Below are 25,466 nucleotides of genomic sequence, written 5' to 3'. Positions count from 1 at the left end.
ATTGAGGACCAAGTGAGCGAACTGGCACGGCAGGACACGGACGGCGAACTCGCGAACCAGGTGGAGGGCTACCTGCTGTGGCAGGCCAGGATCGCGGAGGCTGAGCGGCGGGCGCAGGAGTTCGTCCGGCCGATGGACTGGCTGACGACCTCGCAGCGCGCGCAGGTCGAGCAGCGCCACGTCTCGGACAGCCTGCAACGGGCCCAGCAGGACCTGGAACGCATCGCGGCCCGGTGCGCGTCCCTGCGCGCTGAGTACGAGAGCCGGTACCGGCTGCTGCGGCGGCGCTGTCTGGGCCTGACCCTGGCCGTGTGCGCCGCCCTCGCCACGCTGGCCGCCCTGCTGTCCATCCTCTGACGCCCCCTCGGCCCTGTCCTCGGCCTCGCCCTCGTAGGTCCGTCGGCGGGTGTCCGGCGGCGCGCGCCGGTCCGGCGGCCCGTGTCCGGCGTGCCGTCCCGCTCGCCGCCCGCGGGCGTGGCGGCCCGCATACCGCACCATGACCTCCGTCCGCCCCGGACATCTGCCCGCCCCGGACATCCCTCCGCCCCGACGCGCTCCTTGGCCTGGTGAGGACCATGACCACCGAGACCACGCCGACGACCGACCCCTCCGACCGGGCACAGCCGCTGGGCGAAGCGCTCGACAACGCGGCCACCACTCGCCTGCACGTCCTGTTCTGGCTGCTGGCCGGTCTGGGCATCATGCTCGACGGGTTCGACTTCTTCGTGATCGGGGTCGCCAACCCGCTGATCTCGCACGACTTCAAGGTGAGCGCCGCGCAGACGGGACTGGTCTCGGCGGCCGCCATCGTGGGCTCGATCTTCGGTGCCGCGCTGCTGGGACCGCTGGGCGACCGGATCGGGCGGAGCCGCATCTTCCGGGTCGACCTGTGGATGTTCGTCGTCTTCTCGCTGCTGTGTGCGGTGGCGTGGGACGTCTGGTCGCTGACGGCGTTCCGCTTCGCACTCGGTCTGGCGGTCGGCCTGGACTACCCGATCGCCGCGAGCTATCTGGCGGAGATCCTGCCCTCGAAGAACCGCGGCAGATGGCTGGTGGCCGCGTTCAGTCTGCAGGCCGCGGGCATCCTGCTGGGGGCGTTGGCGGGCGTGGTGATCCTCCAGTTGCGGCCGCAGCCCGACTCCTGGCGGATTCTGCTGGGGTTCGGGGCGCTGCCGGCCCTGTTCATCGTCTGGCTGCGCCGCAAGGCACCGGAAAGCCCGCGCTGGCTGGCGCAGAACGGGCGGGAGCGGGAGGCGCGCGAGGTCGGCCGGCGGCTGGCCGGTGTCCCGGTGCGGGTGACCGACGCCGACCGGCTACGGCAGGAGGCGGCGCCCGAGGGACTGCGGGCGTTCATCCAGCCGCGGCTGTTCTCCGCCCGCTGGCGCAGGCGCACGGTCTTCGCCTCGGTCCCCTGGTTCCTGATGGACATCGCCACCTACGGCGTCGGCATCTTCACGCCCACCCTGCTGGCCTCGTTCTCCGTGGCCGGGCCGCACGCCACGTTCATCGACGAGGACATCGCCTCCACCACCGGCACGGCCGTGCTGGACGTCTTCCTGGCCGTCGGCTTCGGTCTGGCGATCGTGCTGGTGGACCGGGTCGGCCGGATCCCGCTCCAGCTCACGGGATTCGCGGTGATGGCCCTGGCGCTGTGCGGCCTGGCCGTGGCGGGGCAGCTTCCCGGGGGTGCCGAGGCCCACCTCGTCCTGGTCTTCGCCGGCTTCGGGGTCTTCAACACCTTCATGAACCTGGGGCCCAACGCCACCACGTTCGCGCTGCCGGCCGAGGTGTTCCCGTCCGAGATGCGCACCGCGGGCCACGGTTTCGCGGCCGGCTGCGGAAAGCTGGGCGCCGCCCTGGGGACCTTCCTCTTCCCCGTCCTGCTGTCCTCCGTCGGGGAGAGCGCCCTGTTGTACGGGGTGGCCGTCGCCTGCGCGCTCGGGTTCGTCGTCACCCTCGCCTTCCGTGTCGAAACCCGCGGGCGTGCCCTGAACGAACTCTCCGGCGCCGAGGTGACGGTCATCACTCCCCGCGTCACCCCGCCCTGAGAGCCAGGCCGCGCAACGGCCGAGAAGCGAACAGACAGGCCGAGAAGCAGACGGACGGGACAACAGGTCTTGCCCGGGCCATCGGATTCCGCCCAGGCCATCCCCTCGGCCCGGGCCCGCCCGCTACGCTCGCGTCCAGATCCACGCCACACCGCCGCGGCCGGGACCGCGTCTTCACCCCGGCGGGCACCCGCACCTCCTCGCCCCCGCCCCCTCTCCCCTCCACAGAGGCCCCATGCCACCCCGCCGATTTGACCCGCACCTGACATTATTCCGGATGTTGCTGCCCTCAGTGGCGGCCGTCCTCCTCCTGCTGCCCACGGCCCCCGGGGCAACCGCCGCCCCGGCGCCGCCCCCGGGCGACACCACAGCCTCGGCCACCGTCTCGGCCCCCGCCCCCGCGGCCCCGACCTGGCAACCGCCCCTGTCGACCCGCGGCCGGTACGTCGTCGACGCCGAGGGCAACCGCTTCCGGCTGAAGTCCGCCAACTGGGACGGCGCACAAGGCTCCTGGACCGGCAGTGGAAGCGTCGACGACCCCGCCGCCCACCACGCCGGCCAGGACTCCCACAACATCCCCCTCGGCCTGGACCGCACCCCGCTCCCCCGGCTGCTCGCCGACTTCCACCAACTCGGCATCAACAGCATCCGGCTGCCCTTCGCCAACGAGATGGTCCACGCGACGGCACCCGTGCCGGACGCCGCCGTCGCGGCCAACCCGCAACTGCGCGGCCGGACACCCCTCCAGGTCTTCGACGCCGTCGTGGCGGCCCTCACCCAGGACGGCTTCGCGGTCATCCTCAACAACCACACCAACACCTCCCGCTGGTGCTGCGGGCTGGACGGCAACGAGCGGTGGAACAGCAGCCAGTCCACCCAGCAGTGGGCCGACGACTGGATCTTCATGGCCCGCCGTTACGCCGGCGACGCGCGGGTGGTGGGCGCCGACCTCTACAACGAAGTACGCCGGGACGTCCTGGACGACCCCAACTGGGGCCTGGGCGACGCCCACGACTGGTACGCCGCCGCGCAGCTCGCGGCCGACCGCATCCTCACCGAGGCCAACCCCCGGCTGCTCATCGTCGTCGAGGGGATCAACTGGACCGGCCTGCCCGTCGACGGGCTGCCGCACGGCCGCCCGATGCTCACCCCGGCCCGCACCCTCTCGCACACCCTCGTCACCAGCCACAAGCTGGTGTACTCCGCCCACTTCTACGGGTACACCGGCCCGCACCACAGCGGCGCCACCGGCGTCGGCGAGACCCACGACCCGCGCTACCAGGACCTCACCCGCGACCAGCTCGACCAGGCCCTGTACGACGAGGCGTTCTTCGTGTCCGAGGAGGCGGACCGGCACTTCACCGCGCCTGTGTGGATCAGCGAGTTCGGCACGGGAGCGAACGAGACGGGTGCCGCCGCCCGTACCTGGTTCGGCAACATCACCGACTACTTCGCCGGCCACGACGCGGACTTCGCGTACTGGCCGCTCGTCGGATGGGAGGGCCACGACGACTGGGCCCTGCTGCGCTACGGCACCGCGGGCGACCGCCACGGCATCCTCGACGGGTCCGACTGGCGCAGCGCCGGCTGGAACCGGTTGATGACCGCCCCGAGCCGCACCGGAGCCGTCGCCCCGGTACCCGGCTGGAACATGCTCAGCACCGACCACGGCGACCAGGTGCAATCGCTGCGGGTACGCGCGGGCGGCGACTGGGACGTGGGCGCCTCCAAGGCCGCCTGCCCCGACGGCCAGCGGCTGATCGGCATCGGCCACAGCAGTGGGCGCGGGCTGTGCACGGACGTCACCGTCGGTGACCTGCGCGCCGCGGGCACCGCCCAGACCGCCGTCACCGACGAGCGGTACGTCCCGGCGGGCGGCGACTGGGCCTCCGGCTACACCAAACTCCAGTGTCCGGACGGGAACTTCCTCATCGGGTACAGCCACCGTGGCGGCCGGACGTCGGCCGCCCTGTGCGTGCCCGCCCGCGTGCCGCTCGGCACCACCGGACGCACCGTGTGGTTCGACCGCTCCGACAACCGTCCCGCGAACCCGCCGGGCGGCGACTTCGCCCAGGGCGACTACAAGGGCCAGTGCGCCGACGACGAGTACGCCGCCGGCATCGCCTACACCACCCGGCTGGGCGCCGGCCAGGGCCCCGACGCCCTGCTGTGCCGGAAGCTCACCTGATCCCGCCCGCACCCGCATCCGCGCCGAAGCGCAGGCTCACCGGTCGACCGGTGAGCCTGCCCGGCCGGCCCCGGCTGCGCCGTACCCAGGTACGGCGCAGCCGCACGCATGAACCGCTCGTTTCTGCCTACTCCGAAGACATGGCTCGATCCAACGACGAGGTCGCGGCGCTGCTCCGGGAGTACGCGGACCTCATCTCGATCACCGGCAAGGACGCCTTCAAGGCGCGCGTCTACGAGAAGGCCGCGCGGGCGATCGGCGGGTACCACGCCGATGTGTCCACCCTCGACACCAAGGGGCTGCAGCAGATCCCCGGGGTCGGCAAGTCGATCGCGGAGAAGGTCACCGAGTACTTCCGCACCGGCGGGGTGGCCGCGGTGGACGAACTGCGCGCGAGGATCCCGGCCGGCGTCCGGCAGCTGACCGCCATCCCCACGCTCGGCCCGAAGAAGGCCCTGGCCCTCTACGAAGAACAGGGCATCGCCTCCGTCGACGAGCTGGTCGAGGCGATCCGCGCCGAGAAACTGCACGGTCTGAAGGGCTTCGGGCCGAGGACTCAGGAGAACATCCTGCACGGGGTCGAACTCCTCAAGTCCTCCGGCGACCGCGTCCTGCTCGACGTGGCCATGGACCTCGCCGACGACATCACCGGCGCGCTGTCCCGGGTGACCGGCTGCGACCGCTGCACCTACGCGGGGTCCCTGCGCCGGATGCGGGAGACGATCGGCGACATCGACGTCCTCGTCGCGGCAGCGGAGCCGGGGCCGCTGATGCAGGCGTTCACCGAGCTGCCGTACGTCACGGAGGTCATCGCGCACGGCATGGCCAAGACCTCGGTACGCACCGCCAAGGGACTGGCCGTCGACCTGCGGGTGGTGCCGCCGGACTCCTGGGGCGCGGCGCTGCAGTACTTCACCGGCTCCAAGGCGCACAACATACGCACTCGGGAGCTGGCCGTGCACCAGGGGCTGAAGCTGTCCGAGTACGGCCTCTTCGACGTGGAGAGCGGGGAGAAGGTCGTCTCCGCGACCGAGGAGGAGATCTACGCCCGGCTCGGGCTGCCCTGGATCCCGCCGACCCTGCGCGAGGACCGGGGGGAGATCGAGGCCGGCCTGCGCGGCGAGCTGCCGGAGCTGGTGGTGGAGTCGGACCTCAGGGGCGACCTGCACACGCACACCGACCTGACCGACGGGCTCGCGTCCCTGGAGGAGATGGTGCGGGCGGCCGCCGGGCGAGGCTACGCCTATTACGCGGTCACCGACCACGGGCCGGACCTGTCCATGCAGCGCATGACGAAGGAACGGATCCTCGCCCAGCGCGAGCGGGTGCGGGAGCTGGACGGCACCTACGGCCAGGGGCGCGGCATGCAGCTGCTGCACGGTGTGGAGCTGAACATCGGCCCGGACGGCGGCGTCGACTGGCCCGGGGAGTTCCTGGCCGCCTTCGACGTGTGCGTGGCCTCCGTGCACTCGCACTTCAACCAGAGCCGCCAGGCACTGACCCGGCGGATCGTGCGCGCCTGCGAGAACCCGTACGTCCATGTCATCGGCCACCCCACCACCCGCATCCTCGGCAGGCGGCCGCCCGTCGACGTCGACCTCGACGAGATCTTCGCCGCGTGCGCGCGCACCGGCACGGCTTTGGAGATCAACGCCCACCCCGCCCGCCTTGACCTGCGCGACGAGGACATCGTGCGGGCCCGCCGCCACGGGGTGCGGTTCGCCGTGGACAGCGACGCGCATTCCGTTCCCGACCTGGCCAACATGCGGTACGGCATCGGCACCGCGCAGCGCGGCTGGCTCACCGAGGACGATGTGATCAATACCTGGCCGCAGACCCGTCTGCGGCGTTTCCTGCGCAAGGGGCGTAAAACCACGGCCGCGACGGGTTGAAAGGCGGCAGGCAGACGAGTCGGGCTGTACGCCGGATTTTGTCACCGGTCGGCCTCGCGGCCGGCCGGGAGACGGCCATCCATCTAGGGCCGGCGTTGCCGTCGGCCTCGTGCGGTCTACCCGCGGACTCGGGCGGGCAGCCCTCGAACGTCCGCGCAGAGCGCTTCTGACGGCGCTCCTTTTGACCTTGCTCCAGGTGGGGTTTACCTAGCTGCCCAGGTCACCCTGGGCACTGGTGGTCTCTTACACCACCGTTTCACCCTTACCGAGGCTCGTACGGATACGGTCCCCGGCGGTCTGTTCTCTGTGGCACTGTCCCGCGGGTCGCCCCGGGTGGCCGTTAGCCACCACCCTGCCCTGTGGAGTCCGGACGTTCCTCGGGAAGACCCGTCAAGGGCTCCACGCGGCCGTCCGCCCGGCTCGTCTGCCGTGTCGACCATGTTACCGGGCGTGCGGGGTGGCACGGACCGGCCCGCGCCCCCGACCGGCGCGGCGGGCCGCTTCGGCCGGTGCGCAGGGTGCGGTGGGCGTGGGTGCGCCGGTGTCGTGGCCGTACGCTGGCGCGAAGGCCGAGAGAAGGAGTACGCGTTGCTTGTCCTGCTGCCGCCGTCCGAAGGCAAGGCCGCGTCCGGCCGTGGCGCCGCGCTGAAGCCTCAGTCGCTGTCCCTGCCGGGTCTGTCCGCCGCCCGGGCGGCCGTCCTCGACGAACTGGTCGAGCTGTGCACAGGCGACGAGGGCAAGGCGCGCGAGGTGCTCGGGCTGAGCGAGGGGCTGCGCGGCGAGGTCGCGAAGAACGCCGCGCTGCGCACGGCGGGCACGCGGCCCGCCGGGGAGGTCTACACGGGTGTGCTGTACGACGCCCTCGGCCTCGCCTCCCTGGACCCGGCCGCCAAACGGCGGGCCGCGCGTGCGCTGCTGGTCTTCTCCGGGCTGTGGGGTGCGCTGCGGGTGACGGACCGGATCCCGTCCTACCGCTGCTCGATGGGGGTGCGGCTGCCGGGCCTCGGCGCGCTGGGCACGCACTGGCGCGGTCCGCTGGCCGAGGCGCTGCCCCCGGCGGCCGGGAGCGGGCTGGTGCTGGACCTGCGCTCGACCGCGTACGCCGCCGCGTGGAAGCCGCAGGGCGAGGTCGCGGGCCGGACCGCGACCGTGCGGGTGCTGCACGCGCCGACCCGGAAGGTCGTCAGCCACTTCAACAAGGCGACGAAGGGGCGGATCGTCCGCAGTCTGCTGTCGTCCGGGGCCGCACCGGAGGGCCCGGGCGAGCTGGTGGAGGCACTGCGGGATCTCGGGTACGTGGTGGAGGCGCGGACGCCCGCGCGGGGGGACCGGGCCTGGTCGCTGGACGTGCTGGTCACCGAGGTGCACTGAGGGCGTGCGGGTGGCGGACTGTCGGCGCCCGGGCCGTGGCCGGGGTGTGCTGCGGGCCACCGGCGTGCGGGTCCGTTGCATCATGCGCAACGATCGTTGTGCATGATGTGCCCCGCGGGCAGGATGAGCCGCATGCCCTCATCGCCGCTGGATCTCGCGCCCGTTCTGCCCGTGGTCGTACTGCCGGACGCCGCCGACGCCGTACCGCTCGCGCGGGCGCTGGTCGCGGGCGGGCTGCCCGCGATCGAGGTGACGCTGCGGACGCCCGCCGCGCTCGACGCGATCCGGGCCGTCACCGCCGAGGTCCCGGAGGCGGTGGTCGGCGCCGGAACGGTCCTCTCCCGCGCCCAGGCGGCACAGGCGTGCGCGGCCGGGGCGGGGTTCCTCGTCAGCCCCGGCTGGACGGAAGCGCTGCTGGACGCGATGGGCGGGTCCGGGGTGCCGTTCCTGCCGGGGGTGTCGACCACCTCGGAGGTGGTGGCGCTGCTGGAGCGCGGGGTGCGGGAGATGAAGTTCTTCCCGGCGCAGGCGGCGGGCGGCACGGCGTATCTGAAGGCGCTGGCCGGTCCGCTGCCGCAGGCCCGCTTCTGCCCCACCGGCGGGATCGGCCCGGCCAACGCCCCGGAGTACCTGGCCCTGCCCAACGTCAGCTGTGTGGGCGGCACTTGGATGGTCCCGGAGGACACGGTGACGGCCCGGGACTGGGGGCGGATCGAGGCACTGGCCCGGGTGGCGGCGGGGCTGCGGCCGGCTGTGCGGGGCGGGGCGCAGCCGGCCGGGTGAGGCCGGGAGCGGCCGGCTGTGCGCGTACGCCGGCCGGGCGCGGGGTGCTCAGCGCAGGTGGGACGTGTCGTTGAACAGCCGTACGCTCGCGTTCCCGTCCGCGTAGTACGCCACCGCCGACAGCGACGCCGCCGACAGTTCCATCCGGAACAGGGACTCGGGCGGGGCGCCCAGGGCCAGCCGTACGAAGGTCTTGATCGGGGTCACGTGGGTGACCAGCAGGACCGTCCGGCGGGGGTACGCGGCGACCAGTTCGTCGCGGGTGGCGGCGATGCGGGCGGCGGTCTCCGTGAAGCTCTCGCCGCCGCCGGTCGGCCGCGCCGCGGGATCGGTCAGCCAGGCGTTCAGGTCGCCCGGATGGCGCTCGCGCACCTCGCCGAAGGTCAGCCCCTCCCAGGCGCCGAAGTCCGTCTCGCGCAGCCCGTCCTCGACCGCCACGTCCAGGCCCAGTCGGGCGGCGACGATCCGGGCGGTCTCCCGGGTCCGGGCCAGCGGTGACGACACGACCGCCTCGACGGTGCCGCGCCGGGCCAGGGCGGCGGCGGCCCGCTGCGCCTGCTCCCGGCCGGCCTCCGACAGGGACGGATCGCTGCCGCCGCTCCCGGAGAACCGCTTCTGCGGGGTCAACGGGGTCTCGCCGTGCCGCAGCAGCACGAAGGTGGACGGCGCCCCGAGGTCGGCGGGCGCCCACCCGGTACTCGGCGTGGCCACCGCCTGCGCGGCCCGCAGATCGGCTTCCGCCGCGGCGGCGGCGACGCCGGGCCCGGGTACGGCGGTTCCGGCGTTCGGAGCCGGTCCCGCGTCCCGAGCCGATCCACCGTCCGGAGCCGGCCCCGTGTCCGGAGCGGTTCCCGCGTCCAGCGCGGCCGTCGACCGCGACGGCGACCACTGTTCGCCCCGACGGCCCGCGTCCATCGCCTCGTTGGCCAGCCGGTCGGCGTGCCTGTTGCGCTCCCGGGGGATCCACTCGTAGCTGACCCGGTCGGCAGGCAGGACCCCGGCCGCCTGCAGGGCCAGCGGCTTCAGGTCGGGGTGCTTGATCTTCCAGCGGCCCGACATCTGCTCCACGACGAGCTTGGAGTCCATCCGGACGTGGACGGCGGCGCCGGGGTCGAGGTCCCGCGCGGCCCGCAGGCCGGCCAGCAGCCCCCGGTACTCGGCGACGTTGTTGGTGGCGACGCCGATGTACTCGGCGGCCTCTGCCAGCGCCTCGCCGGTCGCCGCGTCGAGCACCACGGCGCCGTACCCGGCGGGTCCCGGATTGCCGCGCGACCCGCCGTCCGCCTCGACGATGAACTCCCGCACGCCCGGGCCCCTTACAGTCCCGACTGGGCCGTACGCACCAGGATGCGGCGGCAGTTCTCGCAGCGCGCCACCGTGTCCGGCGCGGCGGAACGGATCTCGTTCAGCTCGGTGATGGCCAGCTCCTGGCGGCAGCCCTGGCAGGTGCGCTGGTACAGCTTGGCCGCGCCGATGCCGCCCTGGTGCTCGCGCAGCCGGTCGTACAGCTTCAGCAGGTCGGCGGGGACGGAACCGGCGATGACCTCGCGTTCCTTGGTCACCGTCGCCGCCTCGCCGTCGATCTCCTCGAACGCGGCGTCCCGGCGGCCGGTCGAGTCGTCGATCTTCGCCTGTACTGAAGTCTCCCGTCCGGTCAGCTCGCCCACCCGCTCCTGCGCGCCCTCGCGCCGCTCCATGACCTCCAGGACGACGTCCTCCAGGTCACCCTGGCGCTTGGCGAGGGAGACGATCTCCTTCTGGAGGTTCTCCAGGTCCTTCGGGGAGGTGACCGCGCCGGAGTCGAGGCGCTGCTGGTCGCGGGCGGCGCGCTGGCGCACCTGGTCGACGTCCTGCTCGGCCTTGGTCTGCTCGCGGGCGCAGTCGCTCTCCTCGGTCTGCGCGGCCACGAGCAGGTCGCGCAGCTGGGTGAGGTCCTTGGTCAGCGACTCGATCTCGGCGTGCTCGGGCAGCGACTTCCGCCTGTGGGCCAGTTGCTGGAGGCGGACGTCGAGGTCCTGGACGTCGAGCAGTCGGATCTGATCGGCGGGCGCTGCGTTCAGTTGGGGGCTCCCGGTGAGTGAGAGGAGGAGGCGCGGGTGGCGCTCGGTGGACGGGCGGTGGTGGGCGACGGACGGGACGCCGCGTGGGCGGTCCAGGGATCGGTGACCGTCTTCGAGACGTGCACGCGCAGGTTCCATCCGTGCTGGTCGGAGATCTCGTCGAGCTGGGCCGCGGCCAGCTCGCACCAGGGCCACTCGGTGGCCCAGTGCGCCGCGTCGAGCAGCGCGAGCGGGTTTTCGGCGACGGCCTCGGAAGCCGGGTGGTGGCGCAGGTCGGCGGTGAGGAAGGCGTCCACGCCGGCCGCCCGCACCTGGTCGAAGAGGCTGTCGCCGGAGCCGCCGCTGACCGCGACCGTGCGGACGAGGGCCTCGGGGTCGCCGGCCGCCCGGATGCCCTGCGCGGTGGCGGGCAGCCGCTCGGCGGCGCGGGCGGCCAGCTCGCGCACGGTGACGGGGTGGTCGAGTTCGCAGACCCGGCCGAGGCCCCGGCGGCCCGCCGGGTCGGTGGGGTCGGGCACGAGGGGGCGTACGACCCTGAGGTCCAGCGCCCCGGCCAGCGCGTCGGAGACGCCCGGGTCGGCGGTGTCGGCGTTGGTGTGGGCGACGTGCAGCGCGATGTCGTTCTTGATCAGCGTGTGCACGACCCGGCCCTTGACGGTGCCGGCCGCGACCGTCGTCGTACCGCGCAGATAGAGCGGGTGGTGGGTGACGAGCAGGTCGGCACCGAGCCGCACCGCCTCGGCCACGACGTCCCGCACCGGGTCCACGGCGAACAGGACCCGGCCGACCTCCTGGCCGGGATCGCCCACGACCGTGCCGACCGCGTCCCAGGACTCGGCACGCTCGGCGGGCCACAGGTTCTCCAGCGCTGCGATGACTTCAGACAGACGGGGCACGGGGGAAAGGCTACCTGCCTGTTCTGCGGGGACCTATCGGCTCCGGACGTGCGGGCCCGAGCAGCACACGCGTCTCCGTTCCCTCAGGCGAACCGCTGCGTGGCCACCCTTATGTGTGAAGAGGCCACTCGCCGGTGCCACGCCTGTGCGTGCGAAAACTACGTTCGTCGCCGGAGGTGACCGAACGATGACGGCCTGTGCGATCCAACCCTCGGCAGCCGACGCCTACGACGGCGAGCCGGAGGCGGGCTGCGCCATCACGGCGGACGGGGCCTACGCCGCCCGGCTCGCGCCGGCCGACGGCTCCTGGTTCCCGGAGCGCTGGACGCTGGACGGCCCCGAGCCGTACGCCGTACCGCTGCCCGGCCATCAGCCGGAGGAGCCCGGCACCGAGGTGCAGCCGATGGGCGACGGGCGGGTCCTCATCCACCGGTCGGCGGCCGGGCGGCATCTGTTCGCGCTGCTGTATCCGACCGGACCGGACACCGGCGAACTGCCGCTCGGCGCGGTGGAGTGCCCGGTGGCGGGCACCCGGCTGCGGCTGCTGCCGCCGGCTCCGGGCGGCACGCGCGCCTACGCCCTGGCGGTCGGCCCGCGGTCGACGGCGGTGTGGCTGGTGGCGGGCGGCGCCTTCGGTCCCGAACACCTGGCCGAGGTGCCGGGCCGCTGTTCGGGCGGGGTCTGGCTGGACGGCACGGGGCGGCTGCTGGCGCTGGACCGGGAGGCGGACGGGTGCACCAAGGCGGTCGTGGTGGACCTGGAGCGGGGTGGCGAGGTGTCGCCGCTGCTGCAGATCGCGGCCGACAGCGACGACCGGCTGCTGCTCGCCGATCCGGACAGCGGCCTGCTCCTGATCGCGTCGGACGCGCCCTCGCCGGGCCGGGAGCGGCTGGGCTGGGGCGTGCTGGGCAGCATGCTGCCGGTGCGCTTCCCGGCGAGCCTGCGGATGCCGGACTGCGTGGTGACACCGTTCGCGATCCAGCCGGGGCAGGTGCTGACGCCGGAGCGCTGCGCGGTGGCGCTGCGCGTCGAGGGTCCGCTCGGCACGTGGGTCGGGGTGTGGCGGCCCGCGCAGCGGCAGGTGTGCCCTCTCCCGGCGCCCGCAGGCTGGTTGGCGGGCGCCGGGCGGTGGACCGCGGACGGGGAGCTGCTGCTGCCGTACGCGACGGCGGAGGTGGCGTGCGGGCTGGCACGGCTGACGGTGCCCGCGCGGGAGCGGCAGACGCCGGGCACCTCTTCGGGCTCGCCCGGCGCCCCGGGTTCGCCTGGCCGCCCCGGCTCCACGAGGGCGGACTCGACGGGCTCCACGGACGCCACGGGCTCGGCAGGTTCCGCGGACCTGACGGAGTCCCAGGGCTCGGTGCCGGACCCGCTCATGGCGGAACCGGAGCCTCGACAACCGGTCGCGCCCCGCCCCGTCCCCCTCCAGCAAGCTCCGTTGGGACGTCTTGTAACGAAGTAGTGCCGGTTGGTGTGCCCGCCTGGATCCGCCCCGCGTTGCCCCGGTTAAACTCGCCCGGTTGTACGAAAATGATGTTGACGGGGTGAATTCTTCCGATGAGCGACACCAGCACCAAGCAGCCGCTGTCGGCCGGCTCTCAGGAGGCCGACGGCCACGGCAGGCACCGGGGTCCGGTCACGTCGAAGGACGGCGAGTCGGCCCCGAGCGGCCGTCACCGCAAGCCGGAGCCGGCCGAGTCGGCGGCCTGACGGGGTGAACGAGGAGGGGGCCGGCCGTCGACCGACGGCCGGCCCCCTTTCCCCTTTCCCGTGCCACCCGCCCTGCCGGGTCGCACGGGTCGTCACCCGCGCTTGAGCCCCAGCACCTCCGCCGCCGCGAACGTCTCCCCCGCCGGCCGGTCCGCGTAGTGCGGTGTGAGCAGCGCGTCGAGTTCGTCGTAGCTGAAGGTGTCCTGCTTGCTGTCGAACTTGGCCTGGACGCGTGGCCGGTCGACGATGGCGACCATGCCGCCGTGCACCACGAGCAGTTGTCCGTTGACCCGCCCGGCCGCGGGCGAGGCCAGATAGCCGACGAGCGGGGCGACATGCTCGGGCGCCAGCGGGTCCAGGCCCTCGTCGGGTACGGCGAAGCCGGCGAAAACGTCCTCGGTCATCCGGGTCCGGGCCCGCGGGCAGATCGCGTTGGCCGTCACGCCGTACTTGGCGAGGGCCAGCGCCGTCGAGGTGGTCAGGCCGACGATTCCGCCCTTGGCCGCGGCGTAGTTGGGCTGGCCCGCCGAACCGGCCAGGAACGCCTCCGACGAGGTGTTCACGATCCGCCCGTAGACCGGCCCGCCGGCCGCCTTGGACCGTTCCCGCCAGTGCGCGGCGGCGAAGTGGGTGGTGTTGAAGTGGCCCTTGAGGTGGACGCGGATCACCGCGTCCCACTCGCCCTCGGTCATGGAGAAGACCATGCGGTCCCGCAGGATCCCGGCGTTGTTGACCAGGATGTCCAGGCTCCCGAACGTGTCGATCGCCAGCCCGGTCAGCTCCCGGGCCTGGGCGAAGTCGGTGACGTCGCCGGTGTGGGCGACCGCCCGGCCGCCCGCCGCGCGGATCTCGGCGGCGACCTCCTCGGCGGGCGCGGCGGAGGCGGCGCCGAGTCCTTCACGGCCCGGCTGCCCGTAGTCGTTGACGACGACGGCGGCGCCGAGCCGGGCGAGTTCCAGCGCCTCGGCCCGGCCCAGTCCGCGTCCGGCGCCGGTGACGACGGCGGACCGGCCTTCGAGTGGCAGTGACATACGGCTACGGCTCCCCAGGTCAGATTTCGATGCAGGTGCGCAGGGCCGTTCCCGTGCGCATCTGGTCCAGGGCCTCGTTGATCCCGGCCAGCGGCACGCGGTGGGTGATCAGGCCCTCCAGGTCGATCCGGCCCGCCCGCCACAGCGCTATGGCGCGGGTGTAGGAGCGGAGCACGTCGCCGCCGCCGTACATGGAGGGCAGGATGCGCTTCTCGTCGAAGAACAGCTCGAACATGTTGAGCTGGAGGAAGTCGTCCATGGCGCCCGCGCCGACCACGACGAGCGTGCCGCCGCGCCGGGTGTTCTCGTACGCGGTGCGGGCGGTGGCCGAGCGGCCGACGACCTCGAAGACGTAGTCGAACCCCTCGCCGCCGGTGAGGTCCTGCTTGGCGTCGGCCAGTCCCTCGGGCGGTACGGCCCGGGTGGCGCCGAAGCGCAGCGCGGACTCACGGCGCGCGTCGACCGGGTCGACGGCGACGATCTCCGCGGCGCCCTTCAGCCGGGCCCCCTGGATCGCCGATATGCCGACGCCGCCGCAGCCGATCACGGCGACCGACGAACCGGCCGCCACGTCCGCGGTGTTGAGCGCGGCGCCGAGGCCGGTGGTCACCCCGCAGCCGATGAGCGCGGCGATGTCGAAGGGCACGTCGTCCGGGATCGGTACCGCGCAGCCGGCGTCGACCACGACCTCCTCGGCGAAGGTGCCGGTGCCCGCGAAGCCGAAGACGTCGGCGCCGGAGCGCTTGAAGTTGGGGGTACCCGCGTTCATGAATCCGGCCAGGCACAGCTGGGTCTGGCCGCGCCGGCAGGCGGGGCAGGCGCCGCAGGCGGGCAGCCAGCAGATCACCACCCGGTCGCCGGGCTTCAGGGTGGTGACGTTCTCGCCGACTTCGAGGATCTCGCCCGAGCCCTCGTGCCCGGGCACGAACGGCCCCGGCTGCGGCAGCACCCCGCTCATGGCGGACAGGTCGGAGTGGCACAGCCCGGTGGCGCGCACCCGCACCCTCACCTTGCCCGGGCCGAAGCCCACCGCCTCGACGTCGTCGAGCACCTCCAGCTTCTCCTGGCCGATCTCGTGCAGTACGGCTGCGCGCATGGTGCGGCTCCCCTCGACTACGGTCTGGCTCAGCTGTGTTCGACGACGGTGTCGGCGAGGACGGGGGCGTCGTCCGTCCCCCTGACGGCGCTCACCGCGACCCTGATGGCGCCCGGCGTGCGCCACATGCGGATGCGCAGTGTCTCGCCGGGGTACACCACTCCGGCGAAGCGCGTGACGTAGCTGCGGACCCGGGTCACGTCGCCGTCGAGCAGGGTGTCGACGACCGCCTTGAGCGTGATGCCGTAGGTGCACAGCCCGTGCAGGATGGGCCGGTCGAACCCGGCGAGCTTGGCGAACTCGGGGTCGGCGTGCAGCGGGTTCCAGTCGCCACAGAGCCGGTAGAGCAGGGCCTGGTCCTCGCGGACGGCGCGCTCGACGGTGCGGTCGGGCTCGCCTGCGGGCGGTTCGAGCCGGGTGGAGGGGCCGCGGTCGCCGCCGAAGCCGCCCTCGCCGCGCAGGAAGATCTGCGCGTCGTTGGTCCACAGCGGCCCGTCGGCGTCGGCGACCTCGGTCCGCAGGACGAGGATGGCGGCCTTGACCTTGTCGTAGACGGCGGCGATCCGGTTGGTGGCGGTGGCGGTGCCCTCGGCCGGGATGGGCCGGTGCACGGTGAGCAGCTGGCCGCCGTGCAGCACGCGGGCGAGGTCGACCTCGATGCCGGGCATGGACAGGCCGCTGATCACACCCGGTGCGCCGTTGCCCGCGACGGTGGCGAAGCTGGGCAGGACGTGCAGCCGGGACTCCAGCGTGTAGCGCAGTTCGTCGGGGTCGGTGGCGGGGCGGCCGGCCCCGATGCCGAGGTGGTAGAGCTGGACGTCCTTGTGGTCCCAGGTGATCTGCCCGGAGCGGGGTTCGGCGGCGAGGGCCTTGGCTGCGTCGATGGGCATACGGCTCCTGACACTGGCGGCCGGCGCAGGCGGCCGGGCCGGGTGGCCGGCACGGGGGGCCGGCACGGTGGTTGACCGCGGTCGGCCGCGGTTGCAAGACCCCGGCGCGGCCGTCCGCACCGTCGACCGCACCGAGGTCGTCACGGGCCGGTCCAGAACGCGTTCCAGCTCGGCGCCCTCTGTATAGCCCAGCCCACGACACTTGTGAAGGCTGACGCATCGTCAGATCTACGGCCCGGTGACATTTGTCCTGCCCGGGTCCGTACAAGCGCCTCTGCCGGGCCTGGGCGCGGACCTCTAACGTCGTAGGCATGACACAGACGGAACACACCGCCGTGTCCTTCACGGGGGCGGTCAAGAAGTACGGCGAGGTCCGCGCCGTCGACGGTATCGATCTGGAGATCCGGCGCGGCGAGAGCGTGGCGCTGCTGGGCCGCAACGGCGCGGGGAAGTCGACCGCGATCGGGCTGCTGCTCGGCCTGCACGAGCCGGACGCGGGTACCGTCCGGATCTTCGGGGCGGCACCGGAGCGCTCCGTACGCGCGGGCCGGGTGGGCGCCATGCTCCAGGAGGGCCGCGCGGTCCCCCGGGTCACCGTCGGCGAACTGGTCTCCTTCGTCGCCTCCCGCTATCCGGCCCCGATGCCGGTGGCGCGGGCGCTGGAACTGGCCGGGATCGGTGCGCTGGCCGGGCGGCGGGTGGACCGGCTGTCCGGCGGGCAGGCGCAGCGGGTGCGGTTCGCGGTCGCGGTGTGCGGCGACCCCGCGCTGCTGGTGCTGGACGAGCCGACCGCCGCCCTGGACGTGGCGGCGCGGCAGTCCTTCTGGGAGTCGATGCGGGCGCACGCGCGCCACCGCCGCACCGTGCTGTTCTCCACCCACTACCTTCAGGAGGCGGACGCGCACGCCGACCGGATCGTGGTCGTGGACCGCGGCCGGATCGTCGCGGACGGCACCGGCGACGAACTGCGCCGGGCGGCGGGCGGCAGCCTGGTCGGCATCGAGGCGGCCGGGCTCTCGCCGGACGAGCTGGCCCTGCTGCCCGGGGTGCGGTCGGTGGAGCTGCGCGGGAGCCGGGCGCGGCTGCGTACGGACGACTCCGACGCGACCGTGATCGCCCTGGCCGGGCTCGGCGCGATCCGCGGCCTTGAGGTGGCCCCGGCCTCGCTGGACGACGCGTTCCTGGCCCTCACCGCGCAGTCGGCACCGGGCCCCGCGGGGGCGGCCTTGCGGACGAGGACGGCGCAGCCGGTGACGTCGCGGGCCGGTTCCGCGACGGAGGCGGCGACGGCCGGTTCCGCGCAGACGACGACGGCCGGCTCTGTGACGGAAGCGGCGACGGCCGATTCCGCGAAGGAGGCCGTGTGATGGGCCACTACCTGCGCCTTGAGGTGCGCCGGACGCTGCGCGACACCGGATTCGTGATCGGCGGGATCGTGATGCCGGTGATGATGTACCTGCTGTTCACCAACCTCGGCGGGGGCGACGACACCGGCTGGCGGACCGCCGGCATGGTCGGCATGGCCGCGTACGGCGCGGTCGGCTCGGCGCTGAACACCGGCGGCGCGGTCGCCGAGGACCGGGCGGTCGGCTGGCTGCGCCAGCTGCGGGTGACCCCGATGACCCCGCGCGAGGTGGTGACCGGACGGGCGCTGACCGGTGCGGTGACCGTGCTGCCCGCGATCGTCGCGGTGCTCGCGGCGGGCGGCCTGGTCAACGGGGTACGGCTGCGGCTGTGGCAGTGGGCGGCGCTCGCGCTGCTGCTGTGGCTCGGTTCGGTCCCCTTCACGCTGCTCGGCCTCGGCAACGGCTACCGGCTGACCGGACCGGCCACGGGCGTGGCGAACATGGTGTGCAACCTGGGTCTGGCGGTGCTGGGCGGCCTGTGGTTCCCCGTCGCCCTCTTCCCCGGCTGGCTGCGTTCCGTGTCCGCCTGGACCCCCACGAACCGCTTCGCCGGGCTCGGCGTCTCGGTCGCGGACGGACACGCCCCGGCCCTCGGTGCCGTTCTCGTGCTGGTGGCCTGGGTCATGGCGTTCGGTGCGTACGCCGTGTTGTCGTACCGCCGTGGGGCGCGGACCTTCTGAGCGGACCCTTGAGCGGACCTTCTGAACGGGGCAGAACCATGAACGGGGGCAACGGTATGAGGTGGTGGCGCGGCGTGGCCTGCCAGGTCGGCGGCTGGCAGGTGGAGCGGGCCCAGTGGAAGGAGGAGATGGCACGGTTCAAGGCCGAGCGGAAGGCGGCCCGCGGGACCGGGCGGGTGCCCGAGCATCCGGGCCCGCCGCCCACCGGGTTCGCCCTGCTGCCCTGGCTGCTGATGGGCATGGGCGCCCTGTCCAACCTTCTCCAGGGGCAGACCTCCGACCCGTGGATCGGCGCGCTGGGCCTGCTGACCTTCAATTCCCTTTACATCTACGTGACCTTCCGCTCCTTCGACAAGGCGCGGCGCCGGCAGCCGGCCACCCGGGTCGCCCTCGGCCTGATGGCCCTGGTGACCAGCGCCCTGGCCATCGGGTACGGCGGCAGCTGGCTGATGTTCTTCCCGCTGCTCGGCCTCGCGACGGGGGCGACCCTGCGCGGTCCGTGGCTGGGCCGGGTGGGGCTGCTGCTGGCCGGGTACGCGGGCGTGGTGTCCTGGATGCGGGACGGCTCGGACGGGGTGACCATCGCGTACGGCACGTTCCTGTCGACGATGGTGACGGCGGCGATACTCTCCCTCGCCGAGGCCGTGCGGGAGCTGCGCGCCGCCCGTGAGGAGCTGGCCCGCCGCGCCGTGGAGAAGGAGCGGCTGCGTTTCTCCCGCGACCTGCACGATCTCCTCGGGCACACCCTGTCGGTGATCGTGGTGAAGTCGGAGGCGGCCCGCCGGCTGGCACCGCGCGACCTGGACGCGGCACTGACCCAGATCGGCGACATCGAGTCGGTCGGCAGGCAGGCGCTCACCGAGATCCGCGAGGCGGTGACCGGCTACCGGGAGGGCAGCCTCGCCACCGAGCTGGACCGGGCCCGCTCGGCGCTGTCCGCGGCGGGCGTGCAACCGGTGGTCCGGCAGTCCGGCACCCCGCTCGCCCCGCAGGCGGAGGCGCTGCTGGGCTGGGTGGTCCGCGAGGCGGTCACCAACGTCGTACGGCACAGCGACGCGAGCCGCTGCGAGATCGCGGTCGACTCCGCCGCGGAGCGGGTACGGCTCACGGTCACGGACAACGGGACCGCCTCGGACGACGTGCCGCGGGAGGCGGCCGGTGGCGCTGACCGGGTCCCGCGGGGCATCGGCGGTACCGGGCTGACGGGGCTGACCGAGCGGCTGGCCACGGCGGGCGGCTCGTTGCGGGCCGGCCCCGGGCCGCGCGGCGGCTTCGCGGTCACCGCCGAACTCCCGGTGGAGACGGCGGAGTTGGCGAGTCTCGGGGCACTCACGGTGCCCAACGCGAGCTGACCGCCGGATCGGCACCGGACCGGCACCGGTTCGGTGCCTGACCGGGTGCGGCGAGAGTGTGCGCGCGCCGGGCGCCGCGCCGCCGCGAAGACCCGCCGGCGGGACAGTACACCTAGCCTGTCCTTCATGAACGAGATGCCGCAGGAGCGCCGCCCGGCCAGGCGCACCAGAGTTCTTCTCGCCGAGGACCAGGGCATGATGCGCGGCGCGCTGGCCCTGCTGCTCGGCATGGAGGGCGACCTGGAGGTGGTGGCCCAGGTCGCGGCGGGCGACGCGATCGTGGACGCGGCGCTCAGCCACCGGCCCGACGTCGCCCTCCTCGACATCGAACTGCCCGGCATGAGCGGGCTGGACGCGGCGGCCGAGCTGCGCGAGCAGGTGCCCGACTGCCGGGTGCTGATCCTGACGACGTTCGGCCGGCCCGGCTATCTGCGCCGGGCCATGGAGGCCGGGGCGGCCGGTTTCCTGGTCAAGGACGGACCGGTGGAGGACCTGGCGGGGGCGATCCGGCGGGTGCTCACCGGGGAGACGGTGGTCGATCCGGCGCTGGCCGCCGCCGCGCTGAGCGCCGGGCCGAGTCCGCTGACCGGCCGGGAGTGCGATGTGCTGAAGGCGTCGGTGGACGGCGCGACCGTCGCGGACATCGCGGCGAAGCTCCATCTGTCCGAGTCGACGGTCCGCAACTACCTGTCCGCGGCCATCGGCAAGACGGGCACCCGCAACCGCATGGAGGCGGTGCGGGAGGCCCGTCAGCAGGGCTGGCTGTGACCGGGGGGCGTCACAGGCCCAGGTCGCCCAGGCCCGGGTGGTCGTCGGGCCGGCGGCCGAGGGGCCAGTGGTACTTGCGTTCCGTTTCCCTGATGGGAAGGTCGTTGATGCTCGCCAGGCGGACCCGCATCAGGCCCTCCTCGTCGAATTCCCAGTTCTCGTTCCCGTAGGAGCGGAACCAGTTGCCCGAGTCGTCGTGGCACTCGTAGGCGAAGCGCACGGCGATGCGGTTCCCGTCGAACGCCCACAGCTCCTTGATGAGCCGGTAGTCCTGCTCCCGGGTCCATTTCCGGGTGAGGAAGTCGACGATCTCCGCTCGGCCGTCGATGAACTCGCCGCGGTTGCGCCAGCGGCTGTCGGCCGTGTAGGCGAGGGCGACCCGCTCGGGGTCCCGGGTGTTCCACGCGTCCTCGGCCAGGCGGACCTTCTCGGCCGCGGTCTGACGGGTGAACGGGGGCACAGGGGGCCTCGCGGCCATGGTCGCCTCCTCAAGGCGTCACGGTGTCGGCACCTGGTAGGGGCCGGGTGTGTTCGGCGGTCCATTCCATACCGGCCGCCTGGTCGTGGCAACAGCCCGCGCCAGAACCGGCGGCCGGGTCCGCCCTTCAGCCCACGGCCGGCGCCGGTGCCCTCCGGGGCAGCCACAGCAGCATCAGCACGGCCGCGGCCAGCAGCATGACCGCGCTCGTGCGGAAGGCGAGGGCGTAGCCGTCGGTCAGCGCCTGCGGGGTCGCCGCGCCCTCGGTGCGGTCGGCGGCGACGGTCGACAGGACGGCGAGTCCCAGCGAACCGCCCATCGTGCGCGAGGTGTTGATCAGGCCGGAGACCAGACCGGCGTCGCCGGGCGCCGCCCCCGAGGTGGCCAGCGAGGCGAGCGGGGTGGCGGCGAGGCCCGCGCCGAGCATCATGAGCACGCCGGGCAGCATGATCTCCGTCGCATACGCGCCGTGCGGGCTCATCGCCGACTGCCAGCCGAAGCCGGCCATGGCCACCACGGTCCCCAGCACCGCCACGTTGCGCGGGCCCAGCACGGGCATGAGGCGCGGCGCCAGCTTCGAGCCGATCACCACGGCCAGCGAGCTGGGCACCAGCGCGAACCCGGCCTCCAGCGGCGAGTAGCCGAGCACGTTCTGTGCGTACAGGGTCATGAAGTACCACATGGCGAACATCGCCGAACCGGACACGAGCATCGCCGCGTTCGCGGAGGCCACCGGCCGCTGCCGCAGCAGCCGCAGCGCCATGAGCGGCGCGGTCGCCCGCGCCTCGACCAGCAGGAACAGCCCGAGCAGCACCAGCCCGGCGAGCAGCGGCACCAGGGTGGCCGCGGCCGACCAGCCGTGGGACTCGATCTGCACGATGCCGTACGCCAGCGTCGCGAGGCCCGCCGTGACCAGCAGCGCGCCCGGCAGGTCCAGCCGGTGCCGGTCCCCCGCCCGGCTCTCCGTCAGCCAGACCAGGGCGCCGGCCAGCACCAGCGCGCCGACGGGCACGTTGATGAGCAGCACCCACCGCCAGGACAGCGCGTCGACCAGTACCCCGCCGACGAGTCCGCCGGCGGCCCCGCCGCCCGCGCCCACCGCGGTCCAGGTGGCCACGGCCCGCGCCCGGGCCGCTCCCTCCGGCACCGCCGCGGTCAGCAGGGTGAGCGTCGAGGGCGCGAGCACGGCGGCACCCAGGCCCTGCACGGCGCGTGCGAGCAGCAACTGCCAGCCGTCCTGGGCGATCCCGCCGCCCAGCGAGGCCAGGGTGAACAGCCCGAGCCCCACGAGGAACATCCGCTTGCGTCCGTACAGGTCACCGGCTCGGCCGCCGAGCAGCATGAACCCGGCGAACGCGATGGCGTACGCGTTCACCACCCATTGGAGTCCCGAACCGCTCAGTCCCAGGTCGGTGCGCATCGACGGCAACGCCACGTTGACGACGGACACGTCGAGGACGACGAGGAACTGTCCGGCGCAGGCGAGTGCCACCACCAGCCAGGTGGCGGGTGCGTTCCGGGTGCGTATTCGGGTGGAGTCAGCGGCTTCGAGCATGGGTGTCATGCTCTCAAGCCGGTTACGGTCCTTTCCATCGGGATTTCGGACCACGTGTGTCCGGGTGGGTCTAGGTCGCCGGGCCTACGTCCCCAGGTCCACACATCCTGCCCATACCACCGATACCGGCCATATCACTCATACCGCACGCACCATGGTCACCACCGCGGCACCGCCCAGTCCGATGTTGTGCGCCAGGCCGACCCGCGCCCCGGGCACCTGCCGCTCCCCCGCCGCGCCGCGCAGCTGCCACGTCAGCTCGGTGACCTGGGCGAGGCCGGTGGCGCCGAGCGGGTGCCCCTTGGAGATCAGGCCGCCCGACGGGTTCACCACCCAGCGCCCGCCGTACGTGGTGGCGCCGGACTCGACGAGCTTGCCGGACTCTCCGGGCTCGCACATGCCCAGCGCCTCGTACGTCAGCAGTTCGTTGATGGAGAAGCAGTCGTGCAGTTCCACCACGTCCACGTCCTCGATGCCGAGCCCGGCCTGTTCGTACACCTGCCGGGCCGCCGTGCGGGACATCGGCCGGCCGACCACGTCAATGCAGGAGCCGGACGCGAAGGACTCCTCGGTGTCCGTGGCCATCGCCTGCCCGGCGATCTCGACGAGCCCGGCCGGTCCGCGCCGCTCGGCGAACCGTTCGGACACCACCACGGCCGCCGCCGCGCCGTCCGAGGTCGGTGAGCACTGGAGCTTGGTCAGCGGCCGGTGCACGGTGCGGGCGGCGAGCACGTCGTCGACCTCGTACACGTCCTGGAACTGGGCGTACGGGTTGTGCGCTGAGTGCCGGTGGTTCTTGGCGGCCACGGCGGCGAGCTGCGCCTCGGTGGTGCCGTACCGCTCCATGTGTTCGCGGGCCGCGTCGCCGAAGATCTGGGCGGTCGGCGGGGTCTGCTCGAAGCCGTGCCGGGCGGCCATCACACTGTAGTGGCGGGCGACCGGGGAGGTGGCGAAGTCACCGCCGTCGGCCCCCGAGCCGAGCGAGCCGCGCTTCATCTTCTCGAAGCCGAGCGCGAGCACGCAGTCGCAGACGCCGCCCTCGACGAGCTGGCGGGCCAGCATCAGCGCGGTGGAGCCGGTGGCGCAGTTGTTGTTCAGGTTGTAGACGGGTACGCCGGTCAGGCCGAGTTCGTAGGCGGCGCGCTGACCGGCCGTCGAGGGCTGGAAACAGTAGCCGACAGCAACCTGTTCTACTTCGGAGTAGGTGATTCCGGCATCGGCGAGCGCGGCGCCGCCCGCTTCCCGCGCCATGTCCCAGTACTGCCAGTCACGGGTCTCGGGCTTCTCGAATCTGGTCATCCCGACCCCGGCTACATAAGCCTTCATGACGCGCCAGACTAGAACGTGTTCCACCCATAGACCATCCCTCTGACGAAGAATCAGTTCCCCATGGGGAGGTCAAGGATCCGTCAGGGCTCGAAGCGAAGGAATAGTTGCCTGCGCATACGAGGTTCACCAAGCACCCATCCCGCGCGGTTCCTCGACCGATTCCTCTCTTCCGGCCCGGAGGCCATACTTCATGACGCACACGAACGACCAGCACCCCCGGAGTGCGAGCGGGGCCGTGGTCCCCGTCCTCGCCTTCGCAGGCATCGTGGTCGCGGTGATGCAGACCCTGCTCGTCCCCGTCATCAAGGACCTGCCGCAGCTGCTGAGCACCTCGCCGAGCAACGCCACCTGGGTTCTGACCTCGACACTCCTTTCCGGCGCCATCGCCACGCCGATCATGGGCCGCCTCGGCGACCTGTACGGCAAGCGGCGCATGCTGATAGCCAGCCTCGCGGTGATGGTCGTGGGCGCGCTGATCAGCGCGGTCACCAGCCAACTGCTCACGGTGATCGTGGGCCGTACGCTCCAGGGCTTCGCGATGGGCGCGATCCCGCTCGGCATCGGCCTGATGCGCGACATGCTGCCGCGCGAACGGCTCGGCTCGGCGATGGCCCTGATGAGTTCCTCGATCGGCGTCGGCGGCGGCCTCGCCCTGCCCGCCGCGGCCCTGGTCGCCCAGCACGCCGACTGGCACGCCCTGTTCTACGGCGCCGCCGGCCTCGGTGTGATCGCCATCCTGCTCACCCTCCTCGTGGTCCCCGAGTCCCCGGTACGCGCCCCGGGCTCCTTCGACCTGCTGGGCGCCCTGGGGCTGTCCGCGGGCATGGTCCTGCTGCTCCTGCCGGTCAGCAAGGGCAGCGACTGGGGCTGGACGTCCGGCAGAACGCTCGGTCTGTTCGGCGCCGGCCTCCTGGTGCTGGTGCTGTGGGGTCTGATGGAACTGCGCGTCAAGGCTCCCCTCGTCGATCTGCGCACCACCGCCCGCCGCGAGGTGCTGCTCACCAACCTCGCCTCGGTCATGGTCGGCGTCTCCTTCTTCGTCGTCTCGCTCGTCCTGCCCCAGCTGCTCCAGCTGCCGAAGTCCACCGGGTACGGCCTCGGCCAGTCGATGGTCGTCGCGGGCCTGCTGGTGGCGCCGCTCGGCCTGACGATGATGCTGACCGCACCGGTCTACGCCCGGCTGTCCGCGAAGTACGGCCCGAAGGTCACCCTGATCCTCGGCATGCTGATCATCGCGATCGGCTACAGCGCCGGCCTCGGCCTGATGAACGCCCCCTGGCAGAGCGCCGTCATCGCGGTGGTCCTGGGCGCGGGCATCGGTCTCGCCTACTCCTCGCTCCCGGCGCTGATCGTCGGCGCGGTCCCGGCCGCGGAGACGGGCGCGGCCACCGGCCTCAACACCCTAATGCGGTCCGTCGGTACGTCCGTGTCGAGCGCCGTCATCGGCACGGTGCTGGCGAACACGGCGCACACCGTGGGCGGCGTCTCGCTGCCGACCCTGCACGGTTTCCGCCTCTCCTTCGTGATCGCGACGGCCGCGGTGGTGGTGGGATTCGTCCTGGCGGTGTTCCTGCCGAAGCCCCACCGCACGTCGCAGCTGCGCGCGAGCAGCCAGGAGGAAGCCAACCTGGAGCGCGCCGAGCAGGTGCTGCGCGGCTTCCGCGGCCGGGTCGTGGGCGCCGACGGCACCCCGGTGCCCCGCGCCAGGGTCACCCTGATCGACCGCCGGGGCCGGCAGGCGGGCGCCACCGTCTCCGCGGCGGACGGCAGCTACGCGCTCGCCGTGCCCGCCGAGGGCCCCTACGTCCTGGCGGCGCGGGCCGCGGGCCACGGCCCGCACGCCTCCTCCGCGACCCATCCGGGCGCCGACCGGCCGGTCGACCTCGACCTCGCCCTGCCCGGCGAGACCGTCCACGCCTGACTCCGCCGCCGG

Annotated in this window: 22 protein-coding genes and 1 other RNA gene; 13 read left to right on the top strand and 10 right to left on the bottom strand. The window is 73.1% G+C overall.

Annotation, left to right across the window (positions count from 1 at the left end; genetic code table 11):
* Positions 1 to 12: 12 nt before the first annotated feature.
* From ACFYPJ_RS03625 to polX, 4 genes are all read left to right on the top strand, one after another.
* Positions 13 to 357 carry a cytochrome C oxidase subunit I gene (locus ACFYPJ_RS03625; RefSeq protein ID WP_389009755.1) on the top strand — a complete coding sequence of 115 codons (345 nt, stop codon included), beginning with the start codon at positions 13 to 15 and terminating at the stop codon, positions 355 to 357.
* Positions 358 to 575: 218 nt separating this feature from the next.
* Entirely contained in the window at positions 576 to 2,048 is a 1,473-nt protein-coding gene (locus ACFYPJ_RS03620) for an MFS transporter (RefSeq protein ID WP_389009752.1), read from the top strand.
* A 277-nt stretch (positions 2,049 to 2,325) separates the two neighbouring features.
* Positions 2,326 to 4,236: a glycoside hydrolase family 5 protein gene (locus ACFYPJ_RS03615; RefSeq protein WP_389009749.1), complete on the top strand. Its 1,911-nt coding sequence runs from the start codon at positions 2,326 to 2,328 to the stop codon at positions 4,234 to 4,236.
* A gap of 140 nt (positions 4,237 to 4,376) precedes the next feature.
* On the top strand, positions 4,377 to 6,128 hold the full coding sequence (gene polX / locus ACFYPJ_RS03610; protein ID WP_389009747.1) for a DNA polymerase/3'-5' exonuclease PolX: 1,752 nt from the start codon (positions 4,377 to 4,379) through the stop codon (positions 6,126 to 6,128).
* Between the two features lie 11 nt (positions 6,129 to 6,139).
* Here polX and rnpB read toward each other — a convergent pair.
* Positions 6,140 to 6,551: RNase P RNA component class A (gene rnpB, locus ACFYPJ_RS03605), an RNA gene on the bottom strand.
* Positions 6,552 to 6,716: 165 nt separating this feature from the next.
* Here rnpB and yaaA point away from each other — a divergent pair.
* Entirely contained in the window at positions 6,717 to 7,499 is a 783-nt protein-coding gene (gene yaaA / locus ACFYPJ_RS03600) for a peroxide stress protein YaaA (protein WP_389009745.1), read from the top strand.
* A 132-nt stretch (positions 7,500 to 7,631) separates the two neighbouring features.
* The gene (gene eda, locus ACFYPJ_RS03595) at positions 7,632 to 8,282 is read left to right on the top strand and encodes a bifunctional 4-hydroxy-2-oxoglutarate aldolase/2-dehydro-3-deoxy-phosphogluconate aldolase (RefSeq protein ID WP_389009742.1); all 651 of its coding nucleotides are present in this window, start codon (positions 7,632 to 7,634) and stop codon (positions 8,280 to 8,282) included.
* Between the two features lie 48 nt (positions 8,283 to 8,330).
* Here the strand turns inward: eda and ACFYPJ_RS03590 are convergent, their stop codons facing one another.
* The 3 genes from ACFYPJ_RS03590 to ACFYPJ_RS03580 are packed head-to-tail and all read right to left on the bottom strand — an operon-like array spanning position 8,331 to position 11,238.
* Positions 8,331 to 9,587, bottom strand: coding sequence for a bifunctional RNase H/acid phosphatase (locus ACFYPJ_RS03590; RefSeq protein ID WP_389009739.1), 1,257 nt, complete (start codon positions 9,585 to 9,587; stop codon positions 8,331 to 8,333).
* A gap of 11 nt (positions 9,588 to 9,598) precedes the next feature.
* Positions 9,599 to 10,342 (bottom strand): zinc ribbon domain-containing protein, encoded by a 744-nt coding sequence (locus ACFYPJ_RS03585; protein WP_389010147.1) that lies wholly within the window; start codon positions 10,340 to 10,342, stop codon positions 9,599 to 9,601.
* Complete coding sequence (locus ACFYPJ_RS03580; protein WP_389009736.1) at positions 10,339 to 11,238, bottom strand: Nif3-like dinuclear metal center hexameric protein; 900 nt, start codon at positions 11,236 to 11,238, stop codon at positions 10,339 to 10,341. The genes ACFYPJ_RS03585 and ACFYPJ_RS03580 overlap by 4 nt, the downstream gene beginning before the upstream one ends.
* A gap of 187 nt (positions 11,239 to 11,425) precedes the next feature.
* On the opposite strand from ACFYPJ_RS03580, the gene ACFYPJ_RS03575 reads away from it, so the two are divergent.
* Entirely contained in the window at positions 11,426 to 12,700 is a 1,275-nt protein-coding gene (locus ACFYPJ_RS03575; protein ID WP_389009733.1) for a hypothetical protein, read from the top strand.
* A gap of 95 nt (positions 12,701 to 12,795) precedes the next feature.
* The gene (locus ACFYPJ_RS03570) at positions 12,796 to 12,948 is read left to right on the top strand and encodes a hypothetical protein (protein ID WP_389009730.1); all 153 of its coding nucleotides are present in this window, start codon (positions 12,796 to 12,798) and stop codon (positions 12,946 to 12,948) included.
* Between the two features lie 92 nt (positions 12,949 to 13,040).
* Here ACFYPJ_RS03570 and ACFYPJ_RS03565 read toward each other — a convergent pair whose 3' ends face one another.
* The 3 genes from ACFYPJ_RS03565 to ACFYPJ_RS03555 are packed head-to-tail and all read right to left on the bottom strand — an operon-like array spanning position 13,041 to position 15,965.
* The gene (locus ACFYPJ_RS03565; protein ID WP_389009728.1) at positions 13,041 to 13,979 is read right to left on the bottom strand and encodes a 3-oxoacyl-ACP reductase; all 939 of its coding nucleotides are present in this window, start codon (positions 13,977 to 13,979) and stop codon (positions 13,041 to 13,043) included.
* 19 nt (positions 13,980 to 13,998) lie between these two features.
* The gene (locus tag ACFYPJ_RS03560) at positions 13,999 to 15,075 is read right to left on the bottom strand and encodes a Zn-dependent alcohol dehydrogenase (protein ID WP_389009725.1); all 1,077 of its coding nucleotides are present in this window, start codon (positions 15,073 to 15,075) and stop codon (positions 13,999 to 14,001) included.
* A 29-nt stretch (positions 15,076 to 15,104) separates the two neighbouring features.
* Positions 15,105 to 15,965: a MaoC/PaaZ C-terminal domain-containing protein gene (locus tag ACFYPJ_RS03555; RefSeq protein ID WP_389009722.1), complete on the bottom strand. Its 861-nt coding sequence runs from the start codon at positions 15,963 to 15,965 to the stop codon at positions 15,105 to 15,107.
* A gap of 311 nt (positions 15,966 to 16,276) precedes the next feature.
* Between ACFYPJ_RS03555 and ACFYPJ_RS03550 the strand changes: the two genes are divergently transcribed.
* The 4 genes from ACFYPJ_RS03550 (at position 16,277) to ACFYPJ_RS03535 (ending at position 20,171) form a co-directional block, all read left to right on the top strand.
* Positions 16,277 to 17,332 carry an ABC transporter ATP-binding protein gene (locus tag ACFYPJ_RS03550; protein WP_389009719.1) on the top strand — a complete coding sequence of 352 codons (1,056 nt, stop codon included), beginning with the start codon at positions 16,277 to 16,279 and terminating at the stop codon, positions 17,330 to 17,332.
* The gene (locus ACFYPJ_RS03545; RefSeq protein WP_389009716.1) at positions 17,332 to 18,051 is read left to right on the top strand and encodes an ABC transporter permease; all 720 of its coding nucleotides are present in this window, start codon (positions 17,332 to 17,334) and stop codon (positions 18,049 to 18,051) included. Before ACFYPJ_RS03550 ends, ACFYPJ_RS03545 begins: the two co-directional genes overlap by 1 nt.
* A gap of 56 nt (positions 18,052 to 18,107) precedes the next feature.
* The gene (locus tag ACFYPJ_RS03540; protein WP_389010144.1) at positions 18,108 to 19,403 is read left to right on the top strand and encodes a sensor histidine kinase; all 1,296 of its coding nucleotides are present in this window, start codon (positions 18,108 to 18,110) and stop codon (positions 19,401 to 19,403) included.
* Between the two features lie 126 nt (positions 19,404 to 19,529).
* Positions 19,530 to 20,171 (top strand): response regulator, encoded by a 642-nt coding sequence (locus tag ACFYPJ_RS03535; RefSeq protein ID WP_389009713.1) that lies wholly within the window; start codon positions 19,530 to 19,532, stop codon positions 20,169 to 20,171.
* Positions 20,172 to 20,181: 10 nt separating this feature from the next.
* Here the strand turns inward: ACFYPJ_RS03535 and ACFYPJ_RS03530 are convergent, their stop codons facing one another.
* The 3 genes from ACFYPJ_RS03530 to ACFYPJ_RS03520 all read right to left on the bottom strand — a co-directional run bounded on the left by ACFYPJ_RS03530 (position 20,182) and on the right by ACFYPJ_RS03520 (position 23,530).
* Positions 20,182 to 20,649, bottom strand: a complete 468-nt coding sequence (locus ACFYPJ_RS03530; protein WP_389009710.1) for a DUF1348 family protein — start codon at positions 20,647 to 20,649, stop codon at positions 20,182 to 20,184.
* A 127-nt stretch (positions 20,650 to 20,776) separates the two neighbouring features.
* The gene (locus ACFYPJ_RS03525) at positions 20,777 to 22,213 is read right to left on the bottom strand and encodes an MFS transporter (RefSeq protein WP_389009707.1); all 1,437 of its coding nucleotides are present in this window, start codon (positions 22,211 to 22,213) and stop codon (positions 20,777 to 20,779) included.
* Positions 22,214 to 22,342: 129 nt separating this feature from the next.
* Positions 22,343 to 23,530: a lipid-transfer protein gene (locus ACFYPJ_RS03520; protein ID WP_389009704.1), complete on the bottom strand. Its 1,188-nt coding sequence runs from the start codon at positions 23,528 to 23,530 to the stop codon at positions 22,343 to 22,345.
* A gap of 193 nt (positions 23,531 to 23,723) precedes the next feature.
* Between ACFYPJ_RS03520 and ACFYPJ_RS03515 the strand changes: the two genes are divergently transcribed.
* Complete coding sequence (locus ACFYPJ_RS03515) at positions 23,724 to 25,454, top strand: MFS transporter (protein ID WP_389009701.1); 1,731 nt, start codon at positions 23,724 to 23,726, stop codon at positions 25,452 to 25,454.
* Positions 25,455 to 25,466: the final 12 nt, after the last annotated feature.

Origin of the sequence: Streptomyces sp. NPDC006012, from assembly GCF_042871185.1 — a bacterium.
GTDB lineage: Bacteria > Actinomycetota > Actinomycetes > Streptomycetales > Streptomycetaceae > Streptomyces.
This window is presented reverse-complemented; position numbering and strand designations above follow the sequence as displayed.